General features: G+C 63.1%; 29 protein-coding genes. 17 read left to right on the forward strand and 12 right to left on the reverse strand.

Going from position 1 to position 23922, the window contains the following annotated elements; translation table 11 throughout:
* Positions 1–111: 111 nt before the first annotated feature.
* Together NKH02_RS09890 and NKH02_RS09895 are read right to left on the reverse strand one after the other, a co-directional pair.
* On the reverse strand, positions 112–252 hold the full coding sequence (locus tag NKH02_RS09890) for a DUF1127 domain-containing protein (RefSeq protein ID WP_352864678.1): 141 nt from the start codon (positions 250–252) through the stop codon (positions 112–114).
* Between the two features lie 182 nt (positions 253–434).
* Entirely contained in the window at positions 435–1445 is a 1011-nt protein-coding gene (locus NKH02_RS09895; RefSeq protein ID WP_352878306.1) for an NAD(P)H-quinone oxidoreductase, read from the reverse strand.
* Between the two features lie 113 nt (positions 1446–1558).
* Here NKH02_RS09895 and NKH02_RS09900 point away from each other — a divergent pair, with 113 nt between their 5' ends.
* The 3 genes from NKH02_RS09900 to NKH02_RS09910 all read left to right on the forward strand — a co-directional run bounded on the left by NKH02_RS09900 (position 1559) and on the right by NKH02_RS09910 (position 3383).
* The gene (locus tag NKH02_RS09900) at positions 1559–1750 is read left to right on the forward strand and encodes a DUF1192 domain-containing protein (RefSeq protein WP_023757432.1); all 192 of its coding nucleotides are present in this window, start codon (positions 1559–1561) and stop codon (positions 1748–1750) included.
* A 90-nt stretch (positions 1751–1840) separates the two neighbouring features.
* Positions 1841–3088, forward strand: a complete 1248-nt coding sequence (locus NKH02_RS09905; RefSeq protein WP_136618343.1) for an MFS transporter — start codon at positions 1841–1843, stop codon at positions 3086–3088.
* Positions 3089–3119: 31 nt separating this feature from the next.
* Complete coding sequence (locus NKH02_RS09910; protein ID WP_352864683.1) at positions 3120–3383, forward strand: ArsR/SmtB family transcription factor; 264 nt, start codon at positions 3120–3122, stop codon at positions 3381–3383.
* Positions 3384–3529: 146 nt separating this feature from the next.
* Here NKH02_RS09910 and NKH02_RS09920 read toward each other — a convergent pair whose 3' ends face one another.
* The gene (locus NKH02_RS09920; RefSeq protein WP_352878308.1) at positions 3530–4186 is read right to left on the reverse strand and encodes a glutathione S-transferase family protein; all 657 of its coding nucleotides are present in this window, start codon (positions 4184–4186) and stop codon (positions 3530–3532) included.
* Between the two features lie 118 nt (positions 4187–4304).
* On the reverse strand, positions 4305–5141 hold the full coding sequence (locus NKH02_RS09925) for an alpha/beta fold hydrolase (protein ID WP_352878310.1): 837 nt from the start codon (positions 5139–5141) through the stop codon (positions 4305–4307).
* Between the two features lie 99 nt (positions 5142–5240).
* On the opposite strand from NKH02_RS09925, the gene NKH02_RS09930 reads away from it, so the two are divergent.
* The 3 genes from NKH02_RS09930 to NKH02_RS09940 all read left to right on the forward strand — a co-directional run bounded on the left by NKH02_RS09930 (position 5241) and on the right by NKH02_RS09940 (position 6666).
* Positions 5241–5762 (forward strand): winged helix-turn-helix transcriptional regulator, encoded by a 522-nt coding sequence (locus tag NKH02_RS09930; RefSeq protein ID WP_352878312.1) that lies wholly within the window; start codon positions 5241–5243, stop codon positions 5760–5762.
* 78 nt (positions 5763–5840) lie between these two features.
* Positions 5841–6074: a hypothetical protein gene (locus tag NKH02_RS09935; RefSeq protein WP_352864693.1), complete on the forward strand. Its 234-nt coding sequence runs from the start codon at positions 5841–5843 to the stop codon at positions 6072–6074.
* 160 nt (positions 6075–6234) lie between these two features.
* Positions 6235–6666, forward strand: a complete 432-nt coding sequence (locus NKH02_RS09940) for a GlcG/HbpS family heme-binding protein (RefSeq protein WP_352878314.1) — start codon at positions 6235–6237, stop codon at positions 6664–6666.
* A gap of 73 nt (positions 6667–6739) precedes the next feature.
* On the opposite strand, the gene NKH02_RS09945 is transcribed toward NKH02_RS09940, so the two are convergent.
* From NKH02_RS09945 to NKH02_RS09955, 3 genes are all read right to left on the reverse strand, one after another.
* Positions 6740–7141 (reverse strand): hypothetical protein, encoded by a 402-nt coding sequence (locus NKH02_RS09945; RefSeq protein ID WP_013529226.1) that lies wholly within the window; start codon positions 7139–7141, stop codon positions 6740–6742.
* Between the two features lie 242 nt (positions 7142–7383).
* Positions 7384–7566 carry a 50S ribosomal protein L32 gene (rpmF, locus tag NKH02_RS09950; protein WP_008834724.1) on the reverse strand — a complete coding sequence of 61 codons (183 nt, stop codon included), beginning with the start codon at positions 7564–7566 and terminating at the stop codon, positions 7384–7386.
* A 140-nt stretch (positions 7567–7706) separates the two neighbouring features.
* Positions 7707–8468: a biosynthetic peptidoglycan transglycosylase gene (locus NKH02_RS09955; protein ID WP_352878316.1), complete on the reverse strand. Its 762-nt coding sequence runs from the start codon at positions 8466–8468 to the stop codon at positions 7707–7709.
* A gap of 77 nt (positions 8469–8545) precedes the next feature.
* Between NKH02_RS09955 and NKH02_RS09960 the strand changes: the two genes are divergently transcribed.
* From NKH02_RS09960 to NKH02_RS09970, 3 genes are all read left to right on the forward strand, one after another.
* A complete protein-coding gene (locus NKH02_RS09960) occupies positions 8546–9463 on the forward strand; it encodes a polyprenyl synthetase family protein (protein WP_352864703.1) in 918 nt (305 codons plus the stop codon).
* Positions 9464–9623: 160 nt separating this feature from the next.
* Positions 9624–10430: a class I SAM-dependent methyltransferase gene (locus tag NKH02_RS09965; protein WP_352864705.1), complete on the forward strand. Its 807-nt coding sequence runs from the start codon at positions 9624–9626 to the stop codon at positions 10428–10430.
* 231 nt (positions 10431–10661) lie between these two features.
* Positions 10662–12998 carry a response regulator gene (locus NKH02_RS09970; protein ID WP_352878318.1) on the forward strand — a complete coding sequence of 779 codons (2337 nt, stop codon included), beginning with the start codon at positions 10662–10664 and terminating at the stop codon, positions 12996–12998.
* On the opposite strand, the gene NKH02_RS09975 is transcribed toward NKH02_RS09970, so the two are convergent.
* The 4 genes from NKH02_RS09975 to NKH02_RS09990 all read right to left on the reverse strand — a co-directional run bounded on the left by NKH02_RS09975 (position 12967) and on the right by NKH02_RS09990 (position 16546).
* A complete protein-coding gene (locus tag NKH02_RS09975; RefSeq protein WP_352878320.1) occupies positions 12967–13794 on the reverse strand; it encodes a Stf0 family sulfotransferase in 828 nt (275 codons plus the stop codon). The two genes, NKH02_RS09970 and NKH02_RS09975, sit on opposite strands and share 32 nt — an antisense overlap.
* A 128-nt stretch (positions 13795–13922) precedes the next feature.
* The gene (locus NKH02_RS09980) at positions 13923–14777 is read right to left on the reverse strand and encodes a transglycosylase SLT domain-containing protein (protein WP_352878322.1); all 855 of its coding nucleotides are present in this window, start codon (positions 14775–14777) and stop codon (positions 13923–13925) included.
* Between the two features lie 5 nt (positions 14778–14782).
* The gene (gene ispG / locus NKH02_RS09985) at positions 14783–16033 is read right to left on the reverse strand and encodes a flavodoxin-dependent (E)-4-hydroxy-3-methylbut-2-enyl-diphosphate synthase (RefSeq protein ID WP_352878323.1); all 1251 of its coding nucleotides are present in this window, start codon (positions 16031–16033) and stop codon (positions 14783–14785) included.
* 333 nt (positions 16034–16366) lie between these two features.
* Positions 16367–16546, reverse strand: a complete 180-nt coding sequence (locus NKH02_RS09990; protein WP_013529217.1) for a YdcH family protein — start codon at positions 16544–16546, stop codon at positions 16367–16369.
* A gap of 240 nt (positions 16547–16786) precedes the next feature.
* On the opposite strand from NKH02_RS09990, the gene NKH02_RS09995 reads away from it, so the two are divergent.
* The gene (locus NKH02_RS09995) at positions 16787–16990 is read left to right on the forward strand and encodes a YdcH family protein (RefSeq protein WP_023757446.1); all 204 of its coding nucleotides are present in this window, start codon (positions 16787–16789) and stop codon (positions 16988–16990) included.
* A 23-nt stretch (positions 16991–17013) separates the two neighbouring features.
* Here NKH02_RS09995 and NKH02_RS10000 read toward each other — a convergent pair whose 3' ends face one another.
* Entirely contained in the window at positions 17014–17802 is a 789-nt protein-coding gene (locus tag NKH02_RS10000) for an IclR family transcriptional regulator (RefSeq protein WP_352878325.1), read from the reverse strand.
* Positions 17803–17923: 121 nt separating this feature from the next.
* On the opposite strand from NKH02_RS10000, the gene NKH02_RS10005 reads away from it, so the two are divergent.
* The 7 genes from NKH02_RS10005 to NKH02_RS10035 all read left to right on the forward strand — a co-directional run bounded on the left by NKH02_RS10005 (position 17924) and on the right by NKH02_RS10035 (position 23917).
* Entirely contained in the window at positions 17924–18796 is an 873-nt protein-coding gene (locus NKH02_RS10005) for a transporter substrate-binding protein (protein ID WP_292643047.1), read from the forward strand.
* Between the two features lie 174 nt (positions 18797–18970).
* Complete coding sequence (locus NKH02_RS10010) at positions 18971–19636, forward strand: amino acid ABC transporter permease (protein WP_352878327.1); 666 nt, start codon at positions 18971–18973, stop codon at positions 19634–19636.
* Between the two features lies 1 nt (position 19637).
* Complete coding sequence (locus NKH02_RS10015; protein ID WP_352878329.1) at positions 19638–20288, forward strand: amino acid ABC transporter permease; 651 nt, start codon at positions 19638–19640, stop codon at positions 20286–20288.
* 2 nt (positions 20289–20290) lie between these two features.
* On the forward strand, positions 20291–21085 hold the full coding sequence (locus tag NKH02_RS10020; protein ID WP_352878331.1) for an amino acid ABC transporter ATP-binding protein: 795 nt from the start codon (positions 20291–20293) through the stop codon (positions 21083–21085).
* Positions 21086–21122: 37 nt separating this feature from the next.
* Complete coding sequence (locus tag NKH02_RS10025; protein WP_352605817.1) at positions 21123–21584, forward strand: RidA family protein; 462 nt, start codon at positions 21123–21125, stop codon at positions 21582–21584.
* A 23-nt stretch (positions 21585–21607) separates the two neighbouring features.
* Positions 21608–22813 carry an aminotransferase class V-fold PLP-dependent enzyme gene (locus tag NKH02_RS10030; RefSeq protein ID WP_352878333.1) on the forward strand — a complete coding sequence of 402 codons (1206 nt, stop codon included), beginning with the start codon at positions 21608–21610 and terminating at the stop codon, positions 22811–22813.
* A 156-nt stretch (positions 22814–22969) separates the two neighbouring features.
* Positions 22970–23917: a metallophosphoesterase family protein gene (locus tag NKH02_RS10035; RefSeq protein WP_352878335.1), complete on the forward strand. Its 948-nt coding sequence runs from the start codon at positions 22970–22972 to the stop codon at positions 23915–23917.
* Positions 23918–23922: the final 5 nt, after the last annotated feature.

Below are 23922 nucleotides of genomic sequence, written 5' to 3' on the forward strand. Positions count from 1 at the left end.
AAACGACAAAACCCGCCGGACTGTGTCCAGCGGGCTCGGAACCGCGACGGGAATCCCGTCTGACGCGGCTCTGGCTTGCCAGGCGTAACCTTCGCGGGTCACGCTCGACGGTTAGATGGCCCTGCGGGCGATCTTTTCGATGTCGGCGCGGTTGATGCCGAGGTCGCTGAGCTGACGTGCGTTGAGGCGGTTCAGTTCGCGGACGGTCTCGTTGTACATACGCCAGTTACGGTAAGCGCGGATCGGGTTCATGATAGTCCTCCAAATCGGTGTTCGTTTTCGATGGTGCTCAAATAGGCGTCATCGATGAGGACTTGAATGGCTGATTTTGCATAGCAATGATGCAAATGCTGCATTGCAGCATTAAGCATCTGTTCATCTTGTAGGCAGTGAGGCGCACGCCAGGGACGTATTCGGCTTCAAGTGATGCCGGGTTAGCCGACGTCCAGCACGATCTTGCCGATATTCTCGCCGTCTTCCATGCGCTCATGCGCCCGCCAGGCTTCGCTGAGCGGGAAGATCATGTCCATCACCGGCGCCACCTTGCGGGTACCGAGCAACGGCCACACCTGCGCTTCCAGCGCCGCCGCGATCGCCGCCTTGAACTCGACGGTGCGCGGCCTCAGCGTCGACCCGGTGTGGACGAGCCGCTTGACCATGATCTTGGAGAAATCGGCGCTCGCCACGGCACCGGCCTGCACGGCAATCTGGACGATACGGCCTTCGACCGCCGCGGCCTCGTAGTTGCGCGCCACATAGTCGCCGCCGACCATGTCGAGGATGACATTGGCGCCCTTGCCGCCCGTTGCCTCCTTCACCGCGGCAACGAAATCCTCCTCGCGATAGTTGATCGCGCGGTCGGCGCCGAGCTTCAGGCAGGCATCGCATTTCTCCTTGCTGCCGGCGGTGGTGATGACATAGGCGCCGAAGGCCGAGGCAAGCTGGATTGCCGTGGTGCCGATACCGGACGAACCGCCATGGACGAGCAGCGTCTCGCCGCGCTTCAGGCCGCCGCGCTCGAACACATTGTGCCAGACGGTGAAGTAGTTTTCCGGCACGGCCGCTGCTTCGGTGTGGGTGAAGCCGGCCGGCAGCGGCAGCACGCTGCCGGCATGAACCTTGACATATTCGGCATAGCCGCCACCGGGTGTGAGCGCGCAGACGCGGTCGCCAATGCGCCAGCGCGATATGTCGTCGCCGACGGCCGCCACTTCGCCCGACGCCTCGAGGCCCGGCAGGTCCGAGGCGCCGGGCGGCGGCGGATAGGCGCCCTTGCGCTGCTGGATATCGGGCCGGTTGACGCCGGCGGCATGCACCTTGATCAGTATCTCGCCGGGGCCGGGCTGCGGCACGTCGCGTGTTTCCGGCTTCAGCACCCTTGGGCCACCCGGCTCCGAGATCGCAATGGCCGTCATTCTTGCCGGAATTTTCTGTCCGCTCGCCATGAGATTTCCCGTCTTTCCTCGCCGTTATCCGATCGGCCGTTTGCATCGACGCCCCTGCCCTATGTATGCTGATTGCCAAATCAGGCAAATGGCCAAATCAGGGAGGAGCGACGATGGCGATCTTCGACGACGAACCCAAGAAGGCGCGCCCGCATGAGATCGGGCAGGACCTGTCGCTGCTTTCCGTCGGTGAATTGTCGGAACGCATCGGCATCCTGCGAGACGAGATCGCCAGGCTGGAGGCCGAGCTCAAGGCCAAGGACACCACCAAATCGGCTGCCGAGGCGCTGTTCCGCCGCGGATAGCAGCGCGGGCGCAAAGGCCCGCCGCCGAAAAGCCCGAATGCGACGGTCTTCAGACCCAGCGCCCCTGTCAAACACGAGCCGGATCAAACAATGTTCGCAACCTACCGCCCGATCCTCTCGCTGCTTCGCGGCACCGCCTTCCTGCTGGCGGCGTCCGGATTGCACGGGCTGCTGCTGCCGCTGCGCGGTCAGTTGGAAGGCTTCTCGACCGCATCGCTCGGCCTGATGGGCACGGCCTGGGCCGGCGGCTTCGTCACCGGCTGCTTCTTCGCGCCGCGCATCGTGCGCCGCGCGGGCCATGTGCGCGCCTTCGGCGCCTTTGCCGCGTCGGGCGCCATCGTGGCGCTGCTCACCGGGCTGATCATCGACGAATATGTCTGGATCCTGCTGCGCGCCTTCACCGGCTTCACCATGGCCGGCGCCTTCATGGTCATCGAAAGCTGGCTGAACGAGAAAGCCACCAACGAGAATCGCGGTACCGTCTTCGGCCTCTACATGATGGTCACCTATGCCTCGATCATGGGCGGGCAGATGATCGTCGCCGGTGGCGACGTGAAATCGGCGTCGCTGTTCATGATCACCGGCATCCTGTTTTGCCTGTCGCTCATTCCGACCGCGGTCTCGAGCGCTTCCCACCCCAAGCCGCTGCAGGATGTCTCGCTCGACGTCAAAGGCCTTTATGCCAATTCGCCGGTGTCGGCCGTCGCTTGCGTATTGATCGGCATCGCCAACGGCGCCTGGGGCACGCTTGGCGCGGTCTATGGGGCCCGCATCGGCATTTCCACGGCCGAGATCGCCCTGATGATGAGCCTTGTGGTCGTTGCCGGTGCTGCCATGCAGCTTCCGGCCGGGCGTCTGTCCGACAAGACCGACCGGCGTTTCGTGCTGGCGGGGGCGGCTTTCGGCGCGGCCCTGTTCGCGCTCATGATCTTCCTGTTCGAGCCACGCTCCAGCGTCTTCGTCATCGTCTTCACCGCGGCCTATGGCGCCTTCGCCTACACGCTCTATTCGATCGCCGTGGCGCATGCCAACGACCACGCGCGCTCGGAGGATTTCGTCAAGGTGTCGGGCGGCCTGCTGCTGCTCTACGGCTTCGGCACGATGATCGGCCCCTTGCTGGCCGCCGCCCTGATGGGCTGGATGCGCCCGGAAGGCCTGTTCCTGGCGACCGCCTTCGCGCATCTCTGCCTGGCCGGCTATACGCTGCTGCGCATCAGCCGCCGCGCGCCGGTACCGATCGGCGATCGTGACGCCTTCAAGACGCAGCCGGCCGACCGTTCGGTGACGCCGGAAGCATTGCGGCTTGACCCCAGAAGAAAAGCAGAAGCAGACGGTTGAGATTCGAAAGGCTTTGCCCCACAAATAAGGCATGATGTTTTCCGACGCCTTCATGGCGATTGCCGATCCCAACCGGCGCCATCTTCTGGAAGAACTTCGCCGCGGCCCGAAAACCGTCAACGAACTCGCTTCGGGTTTGCCCGTATCGCGGCCAGCCGTTTCGCAGCATTTGAAAGTACTGCTCGATGCCGGGCTGGTCCACGCCAAAGCCGAAGGCACAAGACGCGTCTATACGGTGAGCAATACCGGCTTCCTCAAACTCAACATCTGGCTCGATCAGTTCTGGGAAGCCTGACCCGTTCGGTCGGACGTGCCGTGCCCTCGGCCAGTTGGCTGACCGAAGGGGGCCGCGCGATAGCCGATCAATCATCTGCCGCCGCGCCGGGTCGGCGAGCGCCTGGAACATCCGATCAATCTGGGCAGGATCGTGCAGCATCGCGATCAGCCGTCATTGTAGGGGAAGAACTTGAAGTAGGGCTGCGCCTCCTCGATCACCCTGGCGAAGGGAGGCCGTTGCACCAGCCGGTCGTGATAGCGCTTCACGGCCGGGTAGTTGTCGCCGAACGGTTCGACCTTGTTGGCATAGAACAGCGCGGGGGACGCCGCGCAATCGGCCATGGTGAAGGTGTCGCCCATCGCCCAGGTCTTCGAGCGCATATCCTCTTCGATGATGGCGTAGGAGTTGCGCAACAGAGCGCGGGCCTGCTCGACGCCGAATGGATCGGTCTTGTCCTGTGGACGCAACCGGTCACCGACGATCTTCTGCATCGGCTCCTGCACGTAGAAATCATAGAAGCGATCGGCCTGGCGGACTGCCAGCGCCAGATCGATGTCGGCGGGAACGAGGTCGACCGGTCCCGGATAATGCGCGGCCAGATATTCGACGACGATGGTCGACTCCAGCACTGTGCGGTCGCGCGCATCGTCGCGCAGCGCCGGCATCTTGCCGCTCGGCGAAATCTTCAGGAAGGCCGCGCGCGATTGCTCGTCGCCGAGATCGACGATATCTGGCGTAAACGGCGTGGCGTTCTCATAGAGCGCGATCAACGGCTTCCAGCAGAAGGAGGCCAGCGGATGGAAATGAAGCGTCAGGGACATGTCTTGCTCGTCTGTCTCGTGGTTCGGCGATGGCCGGCGCTGTGCTGCCGAGTAGAGGCAAATACTGAAGCATTAACTTTGCGACAGGCGCTGTTCGTCAAGGCCCGCTTTTGTCGCCCTAAGCGGCTTGGGTGTGGGCGACGATAGCGGCGGATATCTTCGTCCAGTCGTCCGGATGCAGCTCATGGCCGCCGCCTTCTATGCGGATGATTTTCGCGCCGGCGACAGCCTTGGCCAGCGCCTCGCCATGCTCGACCGGGAAGATCGGATCCGCCGTGCCATGGATGACCAGCAACGGCGCCGTCATCTCGTGCAGCCGGCCCTTCCATGCGTCACCGCCCCGAAGCATGAAATGGTTGGTCGCGCTCAGGAAGCCGCCGGAACGATCGTAGTCCTGCTCGACGAACGCCCTCATCCGGGCCTCGTCGAATGGGTGCGCGGTGCTGGCGATCGCCCGCGCGTCCCTGACGATGAAATCGATGACCTGGTCACGGTCCGACCAATCGACCTTGGCTCCCTCGGCTGAATGCTCGGCATAGGCATCACTGGTTTGCGGCAGATGCGACGTGTCGATCCCTATCGGCGAGCTGCTGATCACGGTCAGCGACGCGACACGGGACGGATGCTTGAGCGCCACAAGCTGCGCGATCATGCCGCCCATCGACATGCCGGCGACATGCGCCTTGCCGATGCCGTGGTCGTCGAGGACACGCATCGCATCGTCGGCCATATCATCGAAAGTGTAAGGGGGCTCGCCCGGTCTATATTTGGTCGAACGGCCGGTATCGCGATTGTCATAGCGGATCACGAACAGGCCGGAATCGGCCAACTTCCGGCACAGCGCCTCCGGCCACCACAGCATGGAGGCCATCGCGCCCATGATCAGCAACAGTGGCGGGTTCGCCGGATCACCAAAGGCCTCGGACATGATTACGGGACGTTCGATCGTCGTCATGACGCGGTCTCCCCCGTTGTAATACTGATTGTATTTTGCAATCGGTTGCACGATAATAAAACCGATACGATAATGCAACCGGTTTTGGAGAAAAATCTTATGAGCATGGATCGCCGGTCCGGATGTCCGATCAACCTGTCGCTGGAAGTGTTCGGCGACCGCTGGAGCCTGATCATCCTTCGCGACATGATCTTCGGCGGCAGACGCCATTTTCGCGAGCTGCTCAACGGGTCGATGGAAGGCATCGCCTCCAACATCCTCGCCGACCGGCTGAAGCGCCTGATGGAGCTGGGCATGCTGACCAAGGCCGACGACCCCTCGCACAAGCAGAAGGCGATCTACAGTCTGACCGAGATGGCGATCACGCTGGTGCCGATCCTCGCCCATCTCGGCGCCTGGGGCCGCGTATGGCTGCCGGTCAGCGAAGAACTCTCGATCCGCGCCGAGCTCTTGGAAAAGGGCGGACAGCCGATGTGGGACAAGTTCATGGACGAGTTACGCCACGAACATCTCGGCGTGCCGCTCGACAAAGCTTCTGGTCCTTCTGTCCGCGCGACCCTGCAGGCCGCCTATCAGGCGGTGGTTGCCAGCAAGGCACCCGCCGCCAACCCGGCCGCTTGACCAACTTATTTTCCCGTTTTCGGACCGGCTCTGCTACAAGAGGCGGAAAATCAAGATTCACGGGATTGGATAAAGCTCTTGGTTGAGAACTCTAGGGATGCTGCCCGCGCGCGCGCCGAGCTGCGTTTCAAGAAGCAGGAAGAGGCGGCAACCGTCCGCCAGAAGGCGATGGCCGAATACGTCGCCGAGAGCGACGCCCGCCAGGCCAAGACCAACAAGCTGCGGGCGCTCCGTCTCGCCAAGGAAGCCGAAGATCTTGCCAATGCGCCGGCGGCGCCCGCCAAGAAGCCGGCCCGCGCCAAGAAAAAATAGCCATCCCCCAGACACGTCTGAATTTACACAAGCGGCAACGCCGTATCCGGATGGTGTCGGCGCATCCCGCCTCTTCACGCGAAGCAATTTCAACCGAAACGGGGATGTTATCTCGCCCGTCGACGGTCAATGATCGACGCGTTTCAAACAGGAGACCGCCATGACCGCACTGCCCCTCGAAAAAGCCAGGCAAATCATCGATGCCGCCTTTGCCAAGGGCGCCGATCTCAAGCTCAAGCCGCTCGGCGTCTCGGTGCTCGATGCCGGCGGGCATCTGGTCGCCTTCCAGCGTCAGGACGGCGCCTCGTTCCTGCGCCCGCAAATGTCGGCCGGCAAGGCCTATGGCGCGCTCGCCGTCGGCATGGGCTCGCGCCGGGTCGAGGCCTTCGCCAAGGAGCGTCCGCACCTCGTCGCTGGCATCTCGGACGTCTCGGGCGGACGCGTGCTGCCGGTCGTCGGCGGCGTGCTGATCCGCGACAAGGCCGGCGCCATCATCGGCGCCGTCGGCATCTCCGGCGACACGTCGGACAATGACGAGGCCGCGGCCATCGCCGGCATCGAGGCAGCCGGTTTCTCCGCCGATCCGGGCTGAACGTCACTCGGCATCGGAACCAGAGTGTGTCGAGATTTAGGTCAGGCCGGCATCACTTGAATGTCAATGCGGCCTAATTCAAATTGATATCCCGGCTGGCCGATCGCATCGACACCGCGAATCCGGCCAGCACATCGAACAGCGCGATGACCATCAGCGTGAAGAAGACGGAATGGGCGGCGCCCTTCACCAGCAGGAACTCGACTAGGAACGCCACGAAGACGAGCGTCGACAGAAGATGGTCCATGATCGATGCATTGGTCGTGCGCACCGACTTCGCCATTTCGAGGAACAGGAAGATCAGCCCGATCAGCACCATCAGGTCGCCGAGCGTCATCGAGAACACGCCACCCGACATCATGCTGAAGGAGAAGACCTCGCTCGCCCACGGATCGTCACCGCTTCCGAATATTCCCAGCAGTCCGAGATTGTAGAGCACGAAAGGCACGATCAGCAGCGGAATGGCACCGAACATCTGGCGTCTCCATGTGGGGCAATCCTTTGTAGAATGCGCCACAGGCACGCCGTCAAGATTTTTCGGTGGCAGCGCTGAACACGGTCGAAGACCGCACGCAACAACCATGTCAGCCGGTTGCCCGCCTGGGGAACTGCGCCGATGCCGCCCACGCTTCGAGACGAGCGCTACCTGGCCCCCAAACACAAAAAGACCGGCCACTGGCCGGTCATTTTGTAATTCAAGCCTTGGAAAGGCTGGTCTCAGCTTTCCTTGGGCGTCAACACCTGACGGCCGCGATACATGCCGGTCTTCAGGTCGATGTGGTGCGGACGGCGCATTTCGCCGGAATTCTTGTCCTCGACATAGGTCGGCGCCTTGAGAGCGTCGGCCGAGCGGCGCATGCCGCGCTTGGACGGAGAGGTTTTTCGTTTCGGAACGGCCATGGATATGCTCCACTACATGGTCAAAAGCCCCGCCCGCCCTCGTGAAAGGGCCATGTCGGGGCCTAAATCTGAGAAAGTCGGGTGCCTATACACGCCCTGTTCCGTTTTGGCCAGCACTGCCGCGAATTTTTTTGAGTTGGCTAGCGGAGGCAACCGACATAGGCGCCGGAGCGGCCGGCGCGCCGCTCGATCAAATTGGCCAGCCGTCTCAGGCCCGGTCCGGGTTTGGCCGGATTGCGGGCGATCGGATTTGGCAAGGAGACTGCAAGCAGGGCGGCCTGCCGTCGCGACAGCTGTTTTGCCGAAACGCCGAAATGATGCCGTGCCGCGGCCTCGATACCGTAGATTCCCGGCCCCCACTCGGCGATGTTGAGATAGATTTCCATGATGCGCCGTTTCGACGTCACCGCATCGAAATAGACGGCCAGCGGCAGTTCGACCACCTTGCGCATCGAACCCAGTGGCCGCGACCATAAGAAGAGGTTCTTCACCGTCTGCATGGTGATGGTCGAGGCGCCGCGCGTTGCTTCACCGGCCAGCGCGTCGTCGACGACGCCCCGCAATTCGCCGAGATCGACGCCACGATGGAAGCAGAACTGCCCGTCCTCCGACATGATGACGGAATTGGCCAGCACCGGCGACACGTCATCGATCGATACCCAGCGGCGGTCATAGCCGGAGAATGTCGCCAGGTCCTTCAGCATCAGCGTCGAGACCGGATGCACGAAGAATGGCAGGTACAGGAGCGTCAGCACCGTCGGTATAAGCGCCAGCACCGCGGCCACGACGATACCGCGCCGGACCCAGCGTTTGAGACCACGGCGGTTCACGCCTCGCGATCTCGTCGCCATGTCCAGCTTTTCGGTTTCATGATCGACGATCGGTTCCGCCAAGCCGCCCAATCCGTGCTCTCCCTGCCCCGGCATAATGGCGCTTGGCTTCTTGCGCAACGTCTGAGTGTCGGCTACCGGTCCCGACCATGACGAATGACGACGAAATGGCGTTCGAAATGGCGCTTATCAGACGGGCAGCCGCCGTCGAGGTGCTGCTGCGGCGGCTGCTCGACGACCGCGCGCTTTCGGGCGAGATCGCCCGGCCTGACCGGCTGATGGCGGCGATGCGCCACGGCGTGCTGAACGGTGGCAAGCGCCTGCGCCCCTTCCTGGTCATGGAAAGTGCGGCAATTTTTTCCGCTGACGGCGAGGCGGCGCTGCGCGTCGCGGCAGCCATTGAATGCGTGCATTGCTATTCGCTGATCCACGACGATCTGCCCGCCATGGACGACGATGATTTGCGTCGTGGCCAGCCGACGGTGCACATGGCCTTCGATGAGGCCACCGCCATCCTGGCCGGCGACGCCTTGCTGACGCTTGCCTTCGACATCATCGCGGGCGAGGCGACGGTGCTGCCGGCGGAGCGGCGGGCGGCATTGGTGCTGGCGCTTGCCCGCGCGGCCGGGGCCGGCGGCATGGTCGGCGGCCAGAAGCTCGACCTCGAAGCCGAACAGGCGCCGCCGGACGAGGCCGGCATCATCCGGCTGCAGGCGATGAAGACCGGCGCGCTGATCCGCTTTGCCTGCGAGGCCGGCGCCCTCATCGCCGGCGCTCCCGCCGAGGACCGTGAACGGCTGGCCGAATTCGGCTCCGCGATCGGCCTGGCCTTTCAGCTTGCCGACGACCTCCTTGACCTGACCGCCGATGCCAGCCAGATGGGCAAGGCGACCGGCAAGGATGCCGCCGCCGGCAAGGCGACGCTGGTGGCGCTGCACGGCGCCAATTGGGCGCGCAGCCAGCTTCACGGCCTCGTCGAACAGGCCCATGCGCTGCTTGAGCCCTATGGCGACGACGCCCAGCTGCTGAAGGAAGCGGCGGCATTCGTCGCGACCCGTACCAGTTGAGGTTGGGACAACCAAGACATCGTCCTGGCTAAGGCACATGCGTCCTCCGCCGGCCGCTTCAGAGATTGAACTTGAACGGAAGCCTGCCGAAGCAGAGGATCGACATCGCTTTGCCATCCACACGGCAACCACGCGGTGCGGACAGAGTTGGAGGGATGCCATGTCGACCACCGACAACCTGTTCACCGGTTCCATTCCCGAGGTCTACGACCGGGCGATGGTGCCGCTGATCTTCGAGCCATATGCACGAGATCTGGCGGAGCGGGTGTCTAAGCTCGGGCCGCAATCGGTGCTCGAAGTGGCGGCGGGCACCGGTGTGGTGACACGTGCGCTCGCAGCGAGACTGCCGGCGCAAACACGCATCGTGGCCACCGACCTTAACCAGCCGATGCTCGACCACGCGCGCACGCGGATGGCGGACGATCCTCGTATCACCTGGCAGCAGGCCGACGCCCAGGCGCTGCCCTTCGAGGACGCCCGGTTCGATGCCGTGGTCTGCCAATTTGGCGCGATGTTCTTCCCCGATCGAGTGGCCGCCTACGGGCAAGTCCGGCGGGTGATGCGGCCGGGCGGGCATTTCCTGTTCAATGTCTGGAGTGCCATCGAAGAGAATGAGTTCGCCGAGGAAGTGACGCGGGCGCTCGGCACTCTCTTCCCCGCCGATCCACCTCGCTTCATGGCGAGGACGCCGCACGGCTATCACAATGCGGACACCATCCGCGCCGACCTGCATGCCGCTGGCTTTCGCGACGTCACCGTCGAGCCTCTGGGTGCTGTGAGCGCCGCTCCGTCGCCGTATGATGCGGCCGCGGCCTATTGCCAGGGCACGAACCTGCGTGGCGAAATCGAGGCGCGCGGCGGCTCGCTGGAGGAGGCGACGCGACACGTGGCGCATGCCATGGGGAAGCGGTTCGGGGAAGGGCCGGTAAGTGGCCGCATCCGCGCGCTCGTCGTGGTGGCGGCTTGATGCATGTCGCCCAAAAGCGACCTCGGTTTTGAGAGAACGATATGTATAAAAACAAAGACCTGAAGCGGGTCGCCTGAATCCGTTCGGACGCAACACGCTTAGCGACGAAAGGACGTTCAAAAAGCTGTCCTCCATCCGGTGGTCCGCATGGTTCGCTATCCACACGAAATTTTAATGTAAATGAAGCGTAATCCCGATCAATAAAATGGTGCGTATGTGTTGGGGTTGCGCATGCCTGAATATTCGTCCTTCATCCGGTCAGTCCGGGTTCGCTATATTTCAGGGTTGCTGATCTTCGCGCTGGCTTCCGTGGCAATCGTGGTTGCGCTCGATCGTGTCAATTCCTTTCGCCGTGACATCGATGCGCTGAGCAGCAACCTCGTCGTCTTCACCCGCGACCTGCGCAACGCGACCAGCTTTGCCGAGACGACCGGCACAGCCTGGCGGGCGGAGACACGCGATGCGCTGACCACATCGGCGCGCGGCCATTCGGAACGCCTGACCGGCGAGATCGAGACGCTGACCGCGCAACTCGCGGCGATCAAGCCGCGCCTGTCGGTCAAGACCGCCAACGAGCTCCAGTCCGCTTCCGTCAACGGCGATCTGTTCTGGTCGCCGCGCGACATGGTGCGCAACTTCAACCTGATGTCGGTGGCGCAGAAGGTCGATGAGTGGAGCTATCGCGAAATCCGCAACCAGAACGACCTCTTCGCCCAGCCCATGCTGGTCCGCGTCCGCACCGCCATGGATGATGAGCGCCATCTGGCGGACGCCTCCAGCGACAGGCTTCTGCTGTGGGCAAGCGGCATCCTGTTCGCGGCCCTTGCCATCGTCGCCTTCTGGATTTTCCGCCCTATGGAAGTGGCAATCCGCCGCGCCTTTGCCGAATCCGCGGAATCCCTGTTCAAGGCCGAGGCCGCCGACCGCGCCAAGTCGGAATTCCTGGCCAATATGAGCCATGAAATCCGCACGCCGATGAACGGTGTGCTCGGCATGGCTGAACTGCTGGCCAAGACCGATCTGACGGCGCGCCAAAAGACCTTCACCGACGTCATCGTCAAATCCGGCAATGCACTGCTCACCATCATCAACGACATCCTCGATTTCTCGAAGATCAATGCCGGGCAACTCACCCTCGACCCCGCTCCCTTCCGTCTCTCCGAGGCGGTCGAGGACGTGGCGACGCTGGTATCGGCGCGCGTCGCCGAAAAGAATCTCGAATTGATCGTGCGTGTCGACCCGCGCCTGCCGGCCCATGTCGTCGGCGACGCCGGCCGGTTCCGGCAGATCGTCACCAACCTCCTCGGCAACGCGGTAAAGTTCACCGAGAAGGGTCATGTGCTGATCGATGTCGGCGGCGAGATCGTCAACGACGTGGTTCAGCTCAAGGTTCGCGTCGAGGACACCGGCATCGGCATACCGGCCGAGAAGCTGCAGAACGTGTTCGAGAAATTCGCCCAGGTCGACGGTTCGTCGACCCGCCGCCACGAGGGCACCGGTCTTGGCCTCGCCATCGCCGCCCGCCTCGTCGACCTGATGGCGGGCAAGATCGGCGTCGAGAGCGAGATCGGCCGCGGCTCGGTGTTCTGGTTCGCGGTGCCGCTGCCGGCGCATCAGGCCGCGGCTCGCGACGAGATCGTGCCGGTCGACGTCACCGGCGCGCGTGTGCTGGTCATCGACGACAATCCGGTCAACCGCGAAATCCTGCTCGAACAGCTCAGAAGCTGGAGCTTCGATTGTGCCGCCGCCGAAAGCGGCGCCGTGGGCCTGGCCTTCCTCGATCGCGCCTTTCAGCTCGGCGCCGCCGTCGACTGCATCATCCTCGACTACCAGATGCCGGGCATGAACGGGGCCGACGTCGCCAGGGCCATTGCCTCCGACAGTAGGCTGTCCTCCATCCCGGTGGTGTTGCTGACCTCGGTCGACCAGGTCGATTTCGGTAAGATGATCATCGACTTCGGCATTGCCGCGCACCTGACCAAGCCGGCACGCTCCGCGATCTTGCTCGGCACCGTCATCTCGGTCGTGCAGAAGGCCCGCTCGCAGGTCGGCAAGGCGCAGTTCGTCCGCGAACCGATCGTGCGGGCTCCCCCGGCGGCGGCACCTGCCTTCACCGTCATCCGCGGCCCGGCGATGCCGGTCGCGGTGGTGCCGGAATCGGCCACGCCGAACGGACCGATCGACATTCTCATTGCCGAGGACAATGACGTGAACCAACTGGTGTTCGGCCAGATCCTCAATGGGCTGGGCCTCAGCTACCGCATCGCCGGCAACGGCCGCACGGCGGTCGAGATGTACCGGGCGCTGCGCCCCAAGCTGATCCTGATGGACGTTTCGATGCCGGAGATGAACGGCTACGAAGCAACCCGCGCCATCCGGGCGATGGAGGTCTCGGCGGGCACCCACATACCGATCATCGGCGTCACCGCGCATGCGCTGAAGGGCGATCGCGACAAGTGCATCGAGGCGGGCATGGACGACTATCTGCCGAAGCCGGTTTCGCCCGATCGCCTCGGCACCAAGATCGGCACCTGGCTCAGCGAGACGGTGGTGGCGAAGACGGCATAGCCCGCATCCGCCCGATGCGTCGGACGGCTGCGTCCAGACGATAGCGGCGCATCCAGTCGAGGCTCGTGTCGTCGGAGAGCTTTGCAACGCCGGGGCTTACATCCTCGGCGTCGGGTGCTCGGACCCCCAGGGCTTCGCAGATGCCTAGCAATGTCGCAGCCGGGTTCGCGGCAAGACGCTCATAGCCGACCCGCAGCGGGGATATGCCTTGCTCCGCGAACCAAATGTTCCAGGCTGCATCATAGGTCTCGAGTTCCGTGACCTCACGTCTGATCCGCTCGAAATCATATTGGGGTTCCTTCGGTGGTGCGACCCTTTCGATCTCGGTTCCGTCAGGAGCAATATGCCAAAGCCCGGTTTGCTCTGCTTTGATCAGGGAGACAGCCTGCGCGAGCTTGTCCTCCCGGGAGAGGTGTATGCAGAGAATGCGGCCAAAGGCCTTTTCAAGACGCGCTCTGTCGGATGGCAGCTGCGGGAAAATCTGGTCGAGGATAGCCGAGAGTTCATCCAGATTTTCGCGCATCAAACGAAGGCCGAAGATGCCGGTCCCACCCTTGCCGGCAGCGATCGCCGCATTGAGATAGGCGGCATTGAATTCGAGCTCGCTCATCGTGTCGCGGTCAGGCAGCTTCCACTCTTCAGCCCACTCCGACACGTCCTGCCGCCGATAGAATGAGTGGGGCGTGCCGGCCGTCCTCGCGGACTCCAGAAGCTTGCAGAGCAAAGTGCTTCCGGTCCTCGGCGTGCCGCAGATAATGTATCCATCGAACATGTTGCGGCCCATGCTGGTCGTCAAAGGTAGGGCTGCCGCCCCCGGGTGAAGATGGCCGCCGCTATAGCTGAAATCCTTGCTGGATGCGACGTCTTGGCGGCCACCTTCAAATGCCTCTCTCAGACAAGACACCTTGTCGGCGGTGGACGAAACTACCGGTTGCGCACCACCACGCACGCCCCGCCGATGCTTTGCAATTTCTGGCAGATGACATTGGCGGCGGCACGGTCGTCGACGCCGATCCTGACCGCATAGATACCGCGCCGGCCGATCGGCGTGCGCACCCGGCTGACCACCGGATCGTGCCCGTCGAGCAGGGCCGGGAACCGGCTTCTTACCCGCAGCCATTGGTTGATCGCGGCACTGCGGCGGAAGTTGCCGGCCACCTGGATGCCCCATGGTTTTATGTTGATAGAGGCCATCGCCACGGTCCGTGACATGATCACCGGCAGCCTGCGGCAGGCGATGGCAAAATCCGCCTTCGCGTCGAGCGGCTCGATCTTTCCGGCATAGGCCCGGTCGGTGAACTTGTCGGCCGGCTCGCCCATGATGTCGAAGACATAGCTTTCGGTCTCCATCGGCAGGAAGCCGCCGGAGCTGAGCCAGCGCGACACCCGGCTTTCGCCGGCATTGTAGGCGGCGGCCGCCAGACCGAGATTGCCGTAGCCGGTTTTCATTTCGGCGAGATACTTCGCCGACGCCGGGATCGCCTGGTTGATGTCGAAGGAATTGGCCAGCCCGCGCATCTTGGCGGTGCCGGGCATGAACTGGGCGATGCCTTCGGCGCCGACCGGGCTTACGGCGTCGGGATCGAAACGGCTCTCCTTCCAGATCAGCCGGGCGAAGTAATCCCTCGGCAGGCCGTTCTGGTCGGCATGCGCCTGGATCAGGTTGCAGACCTTGTCGATAAGCCTCTGCTTGGCGGATTGCGGCGGATCAGCCTGAACCAGCGTCGACCAACCCAGGGCGCAAAGCAGAACCAGCGTAGCCCTGAGGAAACGCCGCATCGGGCCTACTCTGCCGCGGCTTTGCCGCGACCAAACCGTTGCTCGATATAGTCGGCGACCATTTTCTCGAAATCCGCCGCGATCGACGGCCCGCGCAGCGTCGCCGCCTTCTTGCCGTCGACGAAGACAGGCGCCGTCGGCGTCTCGCCAGTGCCGGGCAGCGAAATGCCGATGTCGGCATGCTTGGACTCGCCCGGACCGTTGACGATGCAACCCATCACCGCGACCTTGAGGTTCTCGACGCCGGGATATTTTTCGCGCCACACCGGCATGTTCTTGCGCAGATCCGCCTGGATGTTCTGCGCGAGTTCCTGGAACACGGTGGAGGTCGTGCGGCCGCAGCCAGGACATGCGGCAACGATCGGCACGAACTGCCTGAACCCCATGGTCTGCAGCAATTCTTGCGACACCTGCACCTCACGCGTGCGGTCGCCATTCGGCTCCGGCGTCAGCGAAATGCGAATGGTGTCGCCAATGCCTTGCTGGAGCAGGATGCCCATGGCGGCCGACGAAGCCACGATGCCTTTCGAACCCATGCCGGCCTCGGTGAGGCCGAGATGCAGCGCATGGTCGGAGCGGGTGGCGAGTTCGGTATAGACGGCGATCAGATCCTGCACGCCGCTGACCTTGGCCGATAGGATGATTTTCTCGCGACCGAGGCCGATCTCTTCCGCCAGCTCGGCCGACAGGATGGCCGACTGCACGATCGCCTCGCGCGTCACTTCCTGCGCCGTCAGTGGAAAACCCTGGGCCTGGTTGTCGTCCATCAGCCGGGTCAGCAGTTCCTGATCGAGCGAACCCCAATTGACGCCGATGCGCACCGGCTTGTCGTATCTAATCGCCATCTCGACGATATCAGCGAACTGCCGGTCCTTCTTGTCCTTGAAGCCGACATTGCCCGGGTTGATGCGATATTTGGCCAGCGCCTCGGCGCAGGCCGGATGGTCGGCCAAAAGCTTGTGGCCGATATAGTGGAAATCGCCGACCAGCGGCACGTTGATGCCAAGCCGCTGAAGCCGCTCATGAATGCGCGGCACCGCGGCGGCGCTCTCGTCACGATCGACGGTGATGCGCACGATCTCGGAGCCGGCCCGGTGAAGTGCCGCGACTTGCGCAACGGTCTGGTCGATATCGGCCGTGTCGGTGTTGGTCATCGACTGCACGACAACGGGCGCGCCGCCGCCGACGACCACGCCGCCGACATCGACGCCGACCGAGGTGCGGCGGGGGAAAGGAGAGGAAAAATATCCGGTCATGCCGGCAGCCTTTTGTCTCTGGAGCGCCGAACGTCCCCTTGGACGCACAGAGCACGCCCCGGGCCGATGCGCTAAAGTCCGGGCATGAGGTGGATGAGCAAAGATGGCTTGTCAATGGCGACAGGTCGCCACTGGCCGGAATCGGCCCGCCGCCAAGGACCAGAAACGATCGATGATCTGGCGAAATCTGGCGACGGCCGAAGCGGAAATTAAGCGGGTGGAAGTCCAGCTCAGGCCGATGGCCCAGCTCTGGAAATCGAAAACCCCCAGGCCGGCGGCAGGTGCCGCCGGGAAAAGAGGCCGCGGATGGTGAGCGGCGATGTCAGGAGGGCATCAATGCGTGGTCGGTTTCCCTCTCAGTTTTTCAATCTCGTCCTTGAGTGCCAGCTTGCGTCGCTTGAGATTCACGATTTCGAGGTCGTCGACCGATGGATGGTTCATCGCGTCATCGATTTCACGTTCGATGTCACCGTGTTTCCGCTGCAACTCATCAAGATGGGATGCAAGAGACATGATTGGTTCTCCCTTTCATGGTTTCCTCGATTGCAGCCGTCATGGCGCGTCCACCGCAGGTTCGCTTCTGTGACGGCATAATGACAGTGTGTCACCTTCCGGCAGCGATGTCGAATGATCCGTGGTAGCATTCCACGACAATGTGAAATGTGATATGGGCTGCGCGCCGGTTGCAAAATCCCACCGGCCCCGCCCAATCAGGCCCATTTTTGGGCGCCGCAGACGTGCAGACGGTAGATAATGTCCGATCAGGAACAGGCTGATATCCGGCTCGAATATTCCCGGCTGAAGCAGGAGCACGCCGATTTCGATGCGGCCATCAATGCGATGATCGCCATGGCCTGCGATCCACTGCAGATCCAGCGCATGAAGAAGAAAAAACTGTTCCTCAAGGACCGGCTGATGGCGCTGGAAGACAAGATCATTCCCGACATCATTGCCTGAGAGAGCATCCGCTCGTTCGCGTCCTAGGCCGCGGTCGAAAGTCTCGCGGCACGATCACGCAGCAGGCCGATGAGCTCGCCGGTCCGCTCCTCGGACGTATCGATGGGGACCACCAGGCACATCGTCGCCTCGACCTTGCCCGGCGCCGAAAAGACCGGCGCGGCAAGACATTTCGTATAGGCATCGACTAGGCCCGAGGTGATGCAATAGCCGGCGACTCGCGCCTTTGCGATGTCGGTGACAAAATCGTCAAGCCGCAGTTTGCGACCATCGGGCAGCACGAGATCGTCGTCCGACACCATGGCTTCGATTTCAGCCCTCTCCAGCCCCGCCAGAAGCAGCCGTCCCGAGGCCGTCCAGGGCAGCGGTATCTGCAAGCCGGTGGCGGAGCTGATGCGGAAAGGCCTTGTGCCCGGGCTCGCGTGGACGATCGTGTAGCGACCGCTCTGCAGCATGCACAGTTCGGAGGTCTCCCCGGTCTCGCGCGACAGATTGTCGACCTCCTGACGCCCTCGTCTGAGGAGGTCGTTGCCCCGCACATAGTCCATTCCATAGAGATAGAGCTTCTTGCCGAAATAGACGCGATTGCCGTCGCCTTCCATTTCCAGCAGGCCTGCGTCGACCAGCGACCGCACCAGCGTGTAGGTCGTCGAACGGGGTGCGTTCACCCCTTTGGCAAGGTCGCCAATGCCGATCGCCCGCTGGGTCGTGTGAAGAAACTCCAGAATTTCGAGCACTCGGTTGAGGCCCTTTTCACGGGAGCTCGAGAGTTTCTCGCCGGCTGAAATCGCGGAAACATTGCCATCTTGCATTGTCGATTCCCGGTGTTAATATCTGTCTTGTACAGGATACACTCGTCCCTTGTAAGAGACAAAATCACGGACGCGTGTCTTGCCTGTGCACAAGGGGAACACAACACGAAAGGAGGTCGCCGTGAACGACACATCCGGAAGACGTGATTTTCTGAAATTGGGAATGGCAGGGCTGGCCACGGCCGGCGTGCTGGCAACCGTCGATGCCCAGAAAGCCGCTGCCCAGGCAGCATCCGACAGCCTGCTGCGCACCGTGCTCGATCGCGGCAAGCTGATCGTCGGTACCGGCAGCACAAACGCACCCTGGCACTTCGAAAACGATGCCGGCGAATTGGTCGGCATGGACATCACCATGGGGCGTATTCTCGCCAAGGGCCTTTTCGACGATCCGACCAAGGTCGAATTCGTCATGCAGGATCCGGCTCAGCGCATTCCGAACGTGACCACCAATAAGGTCGACATCACCATCCAGTTCATGACCATGAGCGCCCAACGCTCGCAGCTGGTCAACTTTTCCCGGCCCTATTATGTCGAGGGCGTTGCCCTGCTGAGCCTGCCGACCGCCGAGAACAAGACTTTCGACAAGCTGCTTGCCGGCGGCGCTGCAACGCGCATCTCCATACTGCAGAATGTCGATGCCGAAGCGCAGGTGCATTCGGTGCTGCCCGAGTGTCAGGTCATGCAGATCGATACCCAGGCCAACGTGCTGCAGGCGCTGGAATCGAAACGCGTCGACGCCGCCGCAGTCGACCTGTCCACGGTGCGCTGGCTCGCCTCGCGCAATCCGGACAAATACTTCGATGCCGGCAAAAGCTGGCTGAGCATGCTTTATGGCGCGGCTCTGCGGCAAGGCGACCTTGACTGGCTGACCTTCGTCAACTCAACCTTCACCATCGCCATGTTCGGCCACGAGAACGCCCTCTACGATGCCGCGTTCAAGGACTATTTCGGACAGGAGCCGCCGGCGCGCCATCCGGGCTTCCCAGCCATTTGACCTGCATCGGGCGGGAGGGTGTATCCAGCGCCCTTCCGCCTCCCTAGAGCAATTCCAGGAAAAGTGTGAAACGGTTTTCCGTCCGGAATTGCGTCAAAACAAAGAGTTAGAGCGGTTTGCCGTTTCCGTGAAACGGTGAACTGCTCTAAGGCCTGCGGCAACCGAGGCGGACGCATGGGCTACGCCCTCAACTTCAACCTGATCTGGCGGCATTTCGACAAGCTGTGGGGCGGCCTGCTGCTCAGTCTCGAACTCGCCGTCATCTCGATCGCCATCGGCATCGTCATCGGCCTTGTCCTGGCGGTCTGGTACGTGTCTGCCGGGCGTGTGGTGCGCACCATCATCGCCGCCTATGTCGAATTCATCCGCAACGTGCCGCTGATCCTGCTCGTCTATCTCGTCTTCTACGGCCTGCCGACGGTGGTCGATATCGCCTACAGCGCGCCGACCTCGTTTGTCGTCACGCTCTCGTTCTACAGCGGCGCCTATCTGGTCGAGGTGTTCCGCTCCGGGCTCGAAGCCGTTCCGCGCGGGCAGTTGGACGCCGGCAAGGCGATCGGCCTGACACCCTGGCAGAGGCTGCTCAACGTGCGGCTGCCGACCATGCTGCGCATCACGCTGCCGGCATTGTCCAACACCTTCATATCGCTGTTCAAGGACACGTCCGTCGCCTCCGTCATCTCGGTGCCGGAACTGACCTACGGCGCCCAGTGGATCAACTTCAACACGTTCCGGATCGTCGAGGTCTATCTCGTGGTCACGGCGATGTATCTGCTTACCGGCTACATACTGCTTTTCGCGCTTCGGCTTGTCGAACGCCGGTTTAGGGCGGCGCGCTGACATGCTCACCCAGATCGCCTATGCCTTGCCTTTCCTCGCCCAGGGCTTTGCCCTGACATTGTGGGTATCCCTGCTCGTCGTGGTGTTTTCCCTGATCGCGGGCGTGATCATGGGCGTCGGTCTCGTCTATGGCCCCGTACCGTTGCAATGGGCGGTGCGCATCTTCAGCGATACCATTCGCGGCATACCGATCCTGGTGCTCATCTTCTTTGTCTATTATGGCCTGCCGGCCGTCGGGCTTCATCTGCCATCCTTCTGGGCCGCCGTCCTGGCGCTGACCCTGTTCAAGACGGCGCAGGTTGTCGAATATCTCAGGGGTGCGGTCGGATCCATTCCGAAGGGGCAGTCCGAAGCGGCAATGGCGATCGGACTGACCTTTCGCCAGCGCCTGGCCTACGTCATCTTCCCGCAGGCGTTCAGGCGCTTCCTGCCGCCCTGGATCAATGGCGTCACGGATGCGGTCAAGGGCAGCGCGCTGGTGTCGCTGCTCGGCATCACCGATCTGATGCAGGCCATCAACCAGGTCATCGGCCGCACCTATGAGGCGATGCCGCTCTACCTCCTCGGCGCGCTCATCTACTTCGCGATCAACTATGCCCTCTCGCTGGCCAGCCGGCGGCTCGAGCGGCGTTTCTCCTTCATTCGGGATTAGCAATGTCCACAGGTTCGAACGACACCCCGGCGCTTCTCGACATCCGCGACGTCTCCAAAGCCTTTGGAACCGTCCAGGTTCTGCGTTCGGTCAGCCTGCGGGTGGCGCGCGGCGAGGTGGTGACGGTCATCGGCCCCTCCGGCAGCGGCAAGACCACGCTGCTGCGCTGCGTCAACTTCCTCGAAAGCTACGACAGCGGCTCGATCCGCATCGACAGCAAGGAGGTCGGCTTTCGCGAAGCCGGAGCCCGCCAGCGCCGCAGCGAACGCGATCTCGCCGCGATGCGGGCCGAGACCGGCATGGTGTTCCAGAGCTTCAACCTCTTTCCGCACCTGACGGCGGCGGGCAACATCATGCTTGGCCTCACCAAGGTGCGCGGCAAGAGCAGTGCGGAGGCCCGCACCATCGCCGAACACTGGCTCGGCCGGGTCGGCCTTGCCCACAAGGCCGACAGTCTGCCCGCCGAACTGTCCGGCGGCCAGCAGCAGCGTGTCGGCATTGCCCGCGCCGTGGCCATGGGGCCGAAGATCCTGCTTCTCGACGAGATAACCTCCGCGCTCGACCCGGAGCTGGTCGGCGAGGTGCTCGAGGTCGTGCGCAGCCTGGCCGAGGACGGCATGACGATGGTGATGGTCACGCACGAAATGGCCTTTGCCCGCGATGCCTCGAGCCGCATCATCTTCATGGCCGATGGCGGCGTCAGCGCGGCGGGTCCACCCGCCGAAATCCTGGCGGCGGACACTGACAATGAGCGTCTGCGCACCTTCCTGGCACGTTTCCGCGCATCGCATTTCTAAACGGGACAGCGAGCGCTGTCGCAAGGAGCCTTCTTTCATGACGCCTTATATCCGGCTCGCCGCGTTGGGCCTGACGCTGCCCGAGCCGCCGACCCCGATCGCCAATTTCGTCACCCATGCCGAAAGCGGCCGGCTGATCTTCCTGTCCGGCCAGGGGCCGCTGCGGACCGACGGCACGCTGTTCACCGGCAAGGTGGGAGATGATGTCACCGTCGAAGAGGCTTATGGCCACGCCCGCCTCACCGGCCTCAACCTGCTCGCCGTGATGCACGCAGCCACTGGCGATCTTGGCCGGATCGTGCGCATCGTCAAGCTGCTCGGCTTCGTCAACGCGATACCGACCTTCAGCGACCACCCGAAAGTGGTCAATGGCTGTTCCGATCTGTTCGCCGATGTGTTCGACACCATTGGCGGCCATGCCCGCTCGGCGATCGGCGTCGGCTCCTTGCCTGGAAACATCACCGTCGAAATCGAGGCGGTCGTCGAGATCGCCGCCTGACCCGTAGAAATGGAATCCGAGAGATGAAAACCACTTCCACCGACGGCTCCAACACCACGATCCGCGAACGGCTCGGCCTTCGCCCGATCATCAACGTCTCCGGCACGATGACGGCGCTCGGCGCGTCTATCATCGTGCCTGAAGCGGTCAGCGCCATGGCGGAAATGGCCTCGCAATGGGTGGAGATGGATGATCTGCAGCGTGCCGCAAGCATGATCGTGGCGCGTCTCACCGGCGGCGAGGCCGGTTTCATCACCGCCTGCTGCGCCAGCGGCATCACCATGGCGATCGCCGGCGCGATGACGGGAACCAACCTGCTCGCCATCGAGCGGCTGCCGGACGACACCGAAGGGCTGAAGTCGGAGGTCATCGTCCAGCTCGGCCACATCGTCAACTACGGCGCGCCAATCGACCAGTCGGTCCGGCTGGCCGGCGCAAAGGTCGTGCCGGCTGGCACCGTCAGCGTTACGCAGGATTACCATGTGCGTGAGGCGATCAACGTTCGCACGGCGGCGGGTCTCTACGTCGTCGCCCATCATACCGTGCAATACGGCATGCTCTCATTGGAGGAATTCTGCGAGATCTGCCACGCCAGGGGCGTCCCGGTGATCGTCGACGCGGCCTCCGAATACGATCTGCGCGGCTTCCTCGCGCGCGGCGCCGACATTGTCATCTACAGCGGACATAAATTCCTGAGCGGGCCGACCAGCGGCATCGTCACCGGGCGCAAGGATCTGGTTCGAACCGCCTACTTGCAGAACCGCGGCGTCGCGCGCGCCATGAAGGTCGGCAAGGAAAGCATCGCCGGCACCATGGCCGCACTGGAAGCCTGGGAAAAGCGCGACCATGCCGGCATCCGCCGGCGCGAAGAAGCGGCACTGAACCTGTGGAAGGACACGTCGCAGGGGCTGCCGGGCATCGTCGCGCAGATCATCCCCGACCCCACCGCCAACCCTCTGGATCGGTTGCAGATTTTTGTGTTGCCCGAAAGCCGGTTCACGGCGGCCGGTCTCACCTCGGCATTGGCGACGGGCTCGCCGCCGATCATCGTGCGCAACCATGAGGTGGAGCGCGGCCATTTCTTCCTCGACCCCTGCAATCTTCATCCCGGTGAGGCCGAGATCGTCGCCGAACGGCTGCGCGCCATACTGACCGCGGCCGACCGGCCCGCCAATGCCATGAAGCCTGCCCGCAAGGATTCGTCCGGTGTCTTGCGCTGGCCGGATTGAAACGCGAGACGGACCGCTGCTTGAAAATGTGCCGGTCGCGATTAGTGCACGCTATCACGCGACCATGAACGGCTGGATTTGCACCAGCCGGGAATAAACCGCCGCTGCCCCTGGTCTCCTCAGCATACGCCGCTCCTGGCGTTGAGGGAGACCGACATGACCCATCATCACGACGACGAGAACGGGCACATCAGCCGCCGCCATGCGCTGGAATGCATGATCTGGGCCGGCACCGGCGTGCTGTGGACGATTTCAGGCGGCGTACCGGTGTCGCTTAACCTGCTCGGCGCCGCACAAGCTGCCGAAGCCATGGCCACCGGCTTCACCTTCCTGCAGATATCCGACAGCCATATCGGCTTCGACAAGGCGGCCAATCCGCATGCCATCGACACGCTGAAGGAAGCGATGGGCAAGATCCAGGCGCTGCCGCAAAAGCCGGCCTTCATGATCCATACCGGCGACATCACCCATCTTTCCAAACCGGCACAGTTCGACAATGCGGCTGAGATCATCGGCGGCGCCGGCTTCGACGTGCACTACGTGCCGGGCGAGCACGATCTGATCGACGACGGCAACGGCAAGGCCTATCTCGACCGCTACGGCAAGGGCACCAGGGGTGCCGGCTGGTATTCGTTCGACCAGAACGGCGTGCATTTCGTGGCACTGGTCAATGTCGTCAACCTCAAGGCCGGCGGGCTCGGCAATCTCGGGCCAGAACAGTTGGCCTGGCTGGCGGACGACCTGAAAGCGGTCAGCGCCTCGACGCCGATCGTCGTCTTCGCTCACATCCCGCTATGGGCCGTCTATCCCGAATGGGGCTGGGGCACCGACGACGCGGCACAGGCGCTCGGCCTGCTCAAGCGCTTCGGCTCGGTCACCGTGCTCAACGGCCACATCCACCAGATCATGCAGAAGGTGGAAGGCAACGTTACCTTCCACACCGCGCGCTCTACCGCCTTCCCGCAGCCCGCACCCGGCACCGCGGCCTCGCCCGGACCGATGACTGTGCCGGCCGGTCAACTGCGCGGCCTGCTCGGCACCAGCAGCGTCACCGTGAAGCAAGGTGGTCAGGACCTCGCCATCATCGACTCGACGCTGGCTTGAGCCTG

Source organism: Mesorhizobium sp. M1396, from assembly GCF_040317725.1.
Classification (GTDB): domain Bacteria; phylum Pseudomonadota; class Alphaproteobacteria; order Rhizobiales; family Rhizobiaceae; genus Mesorhizobium.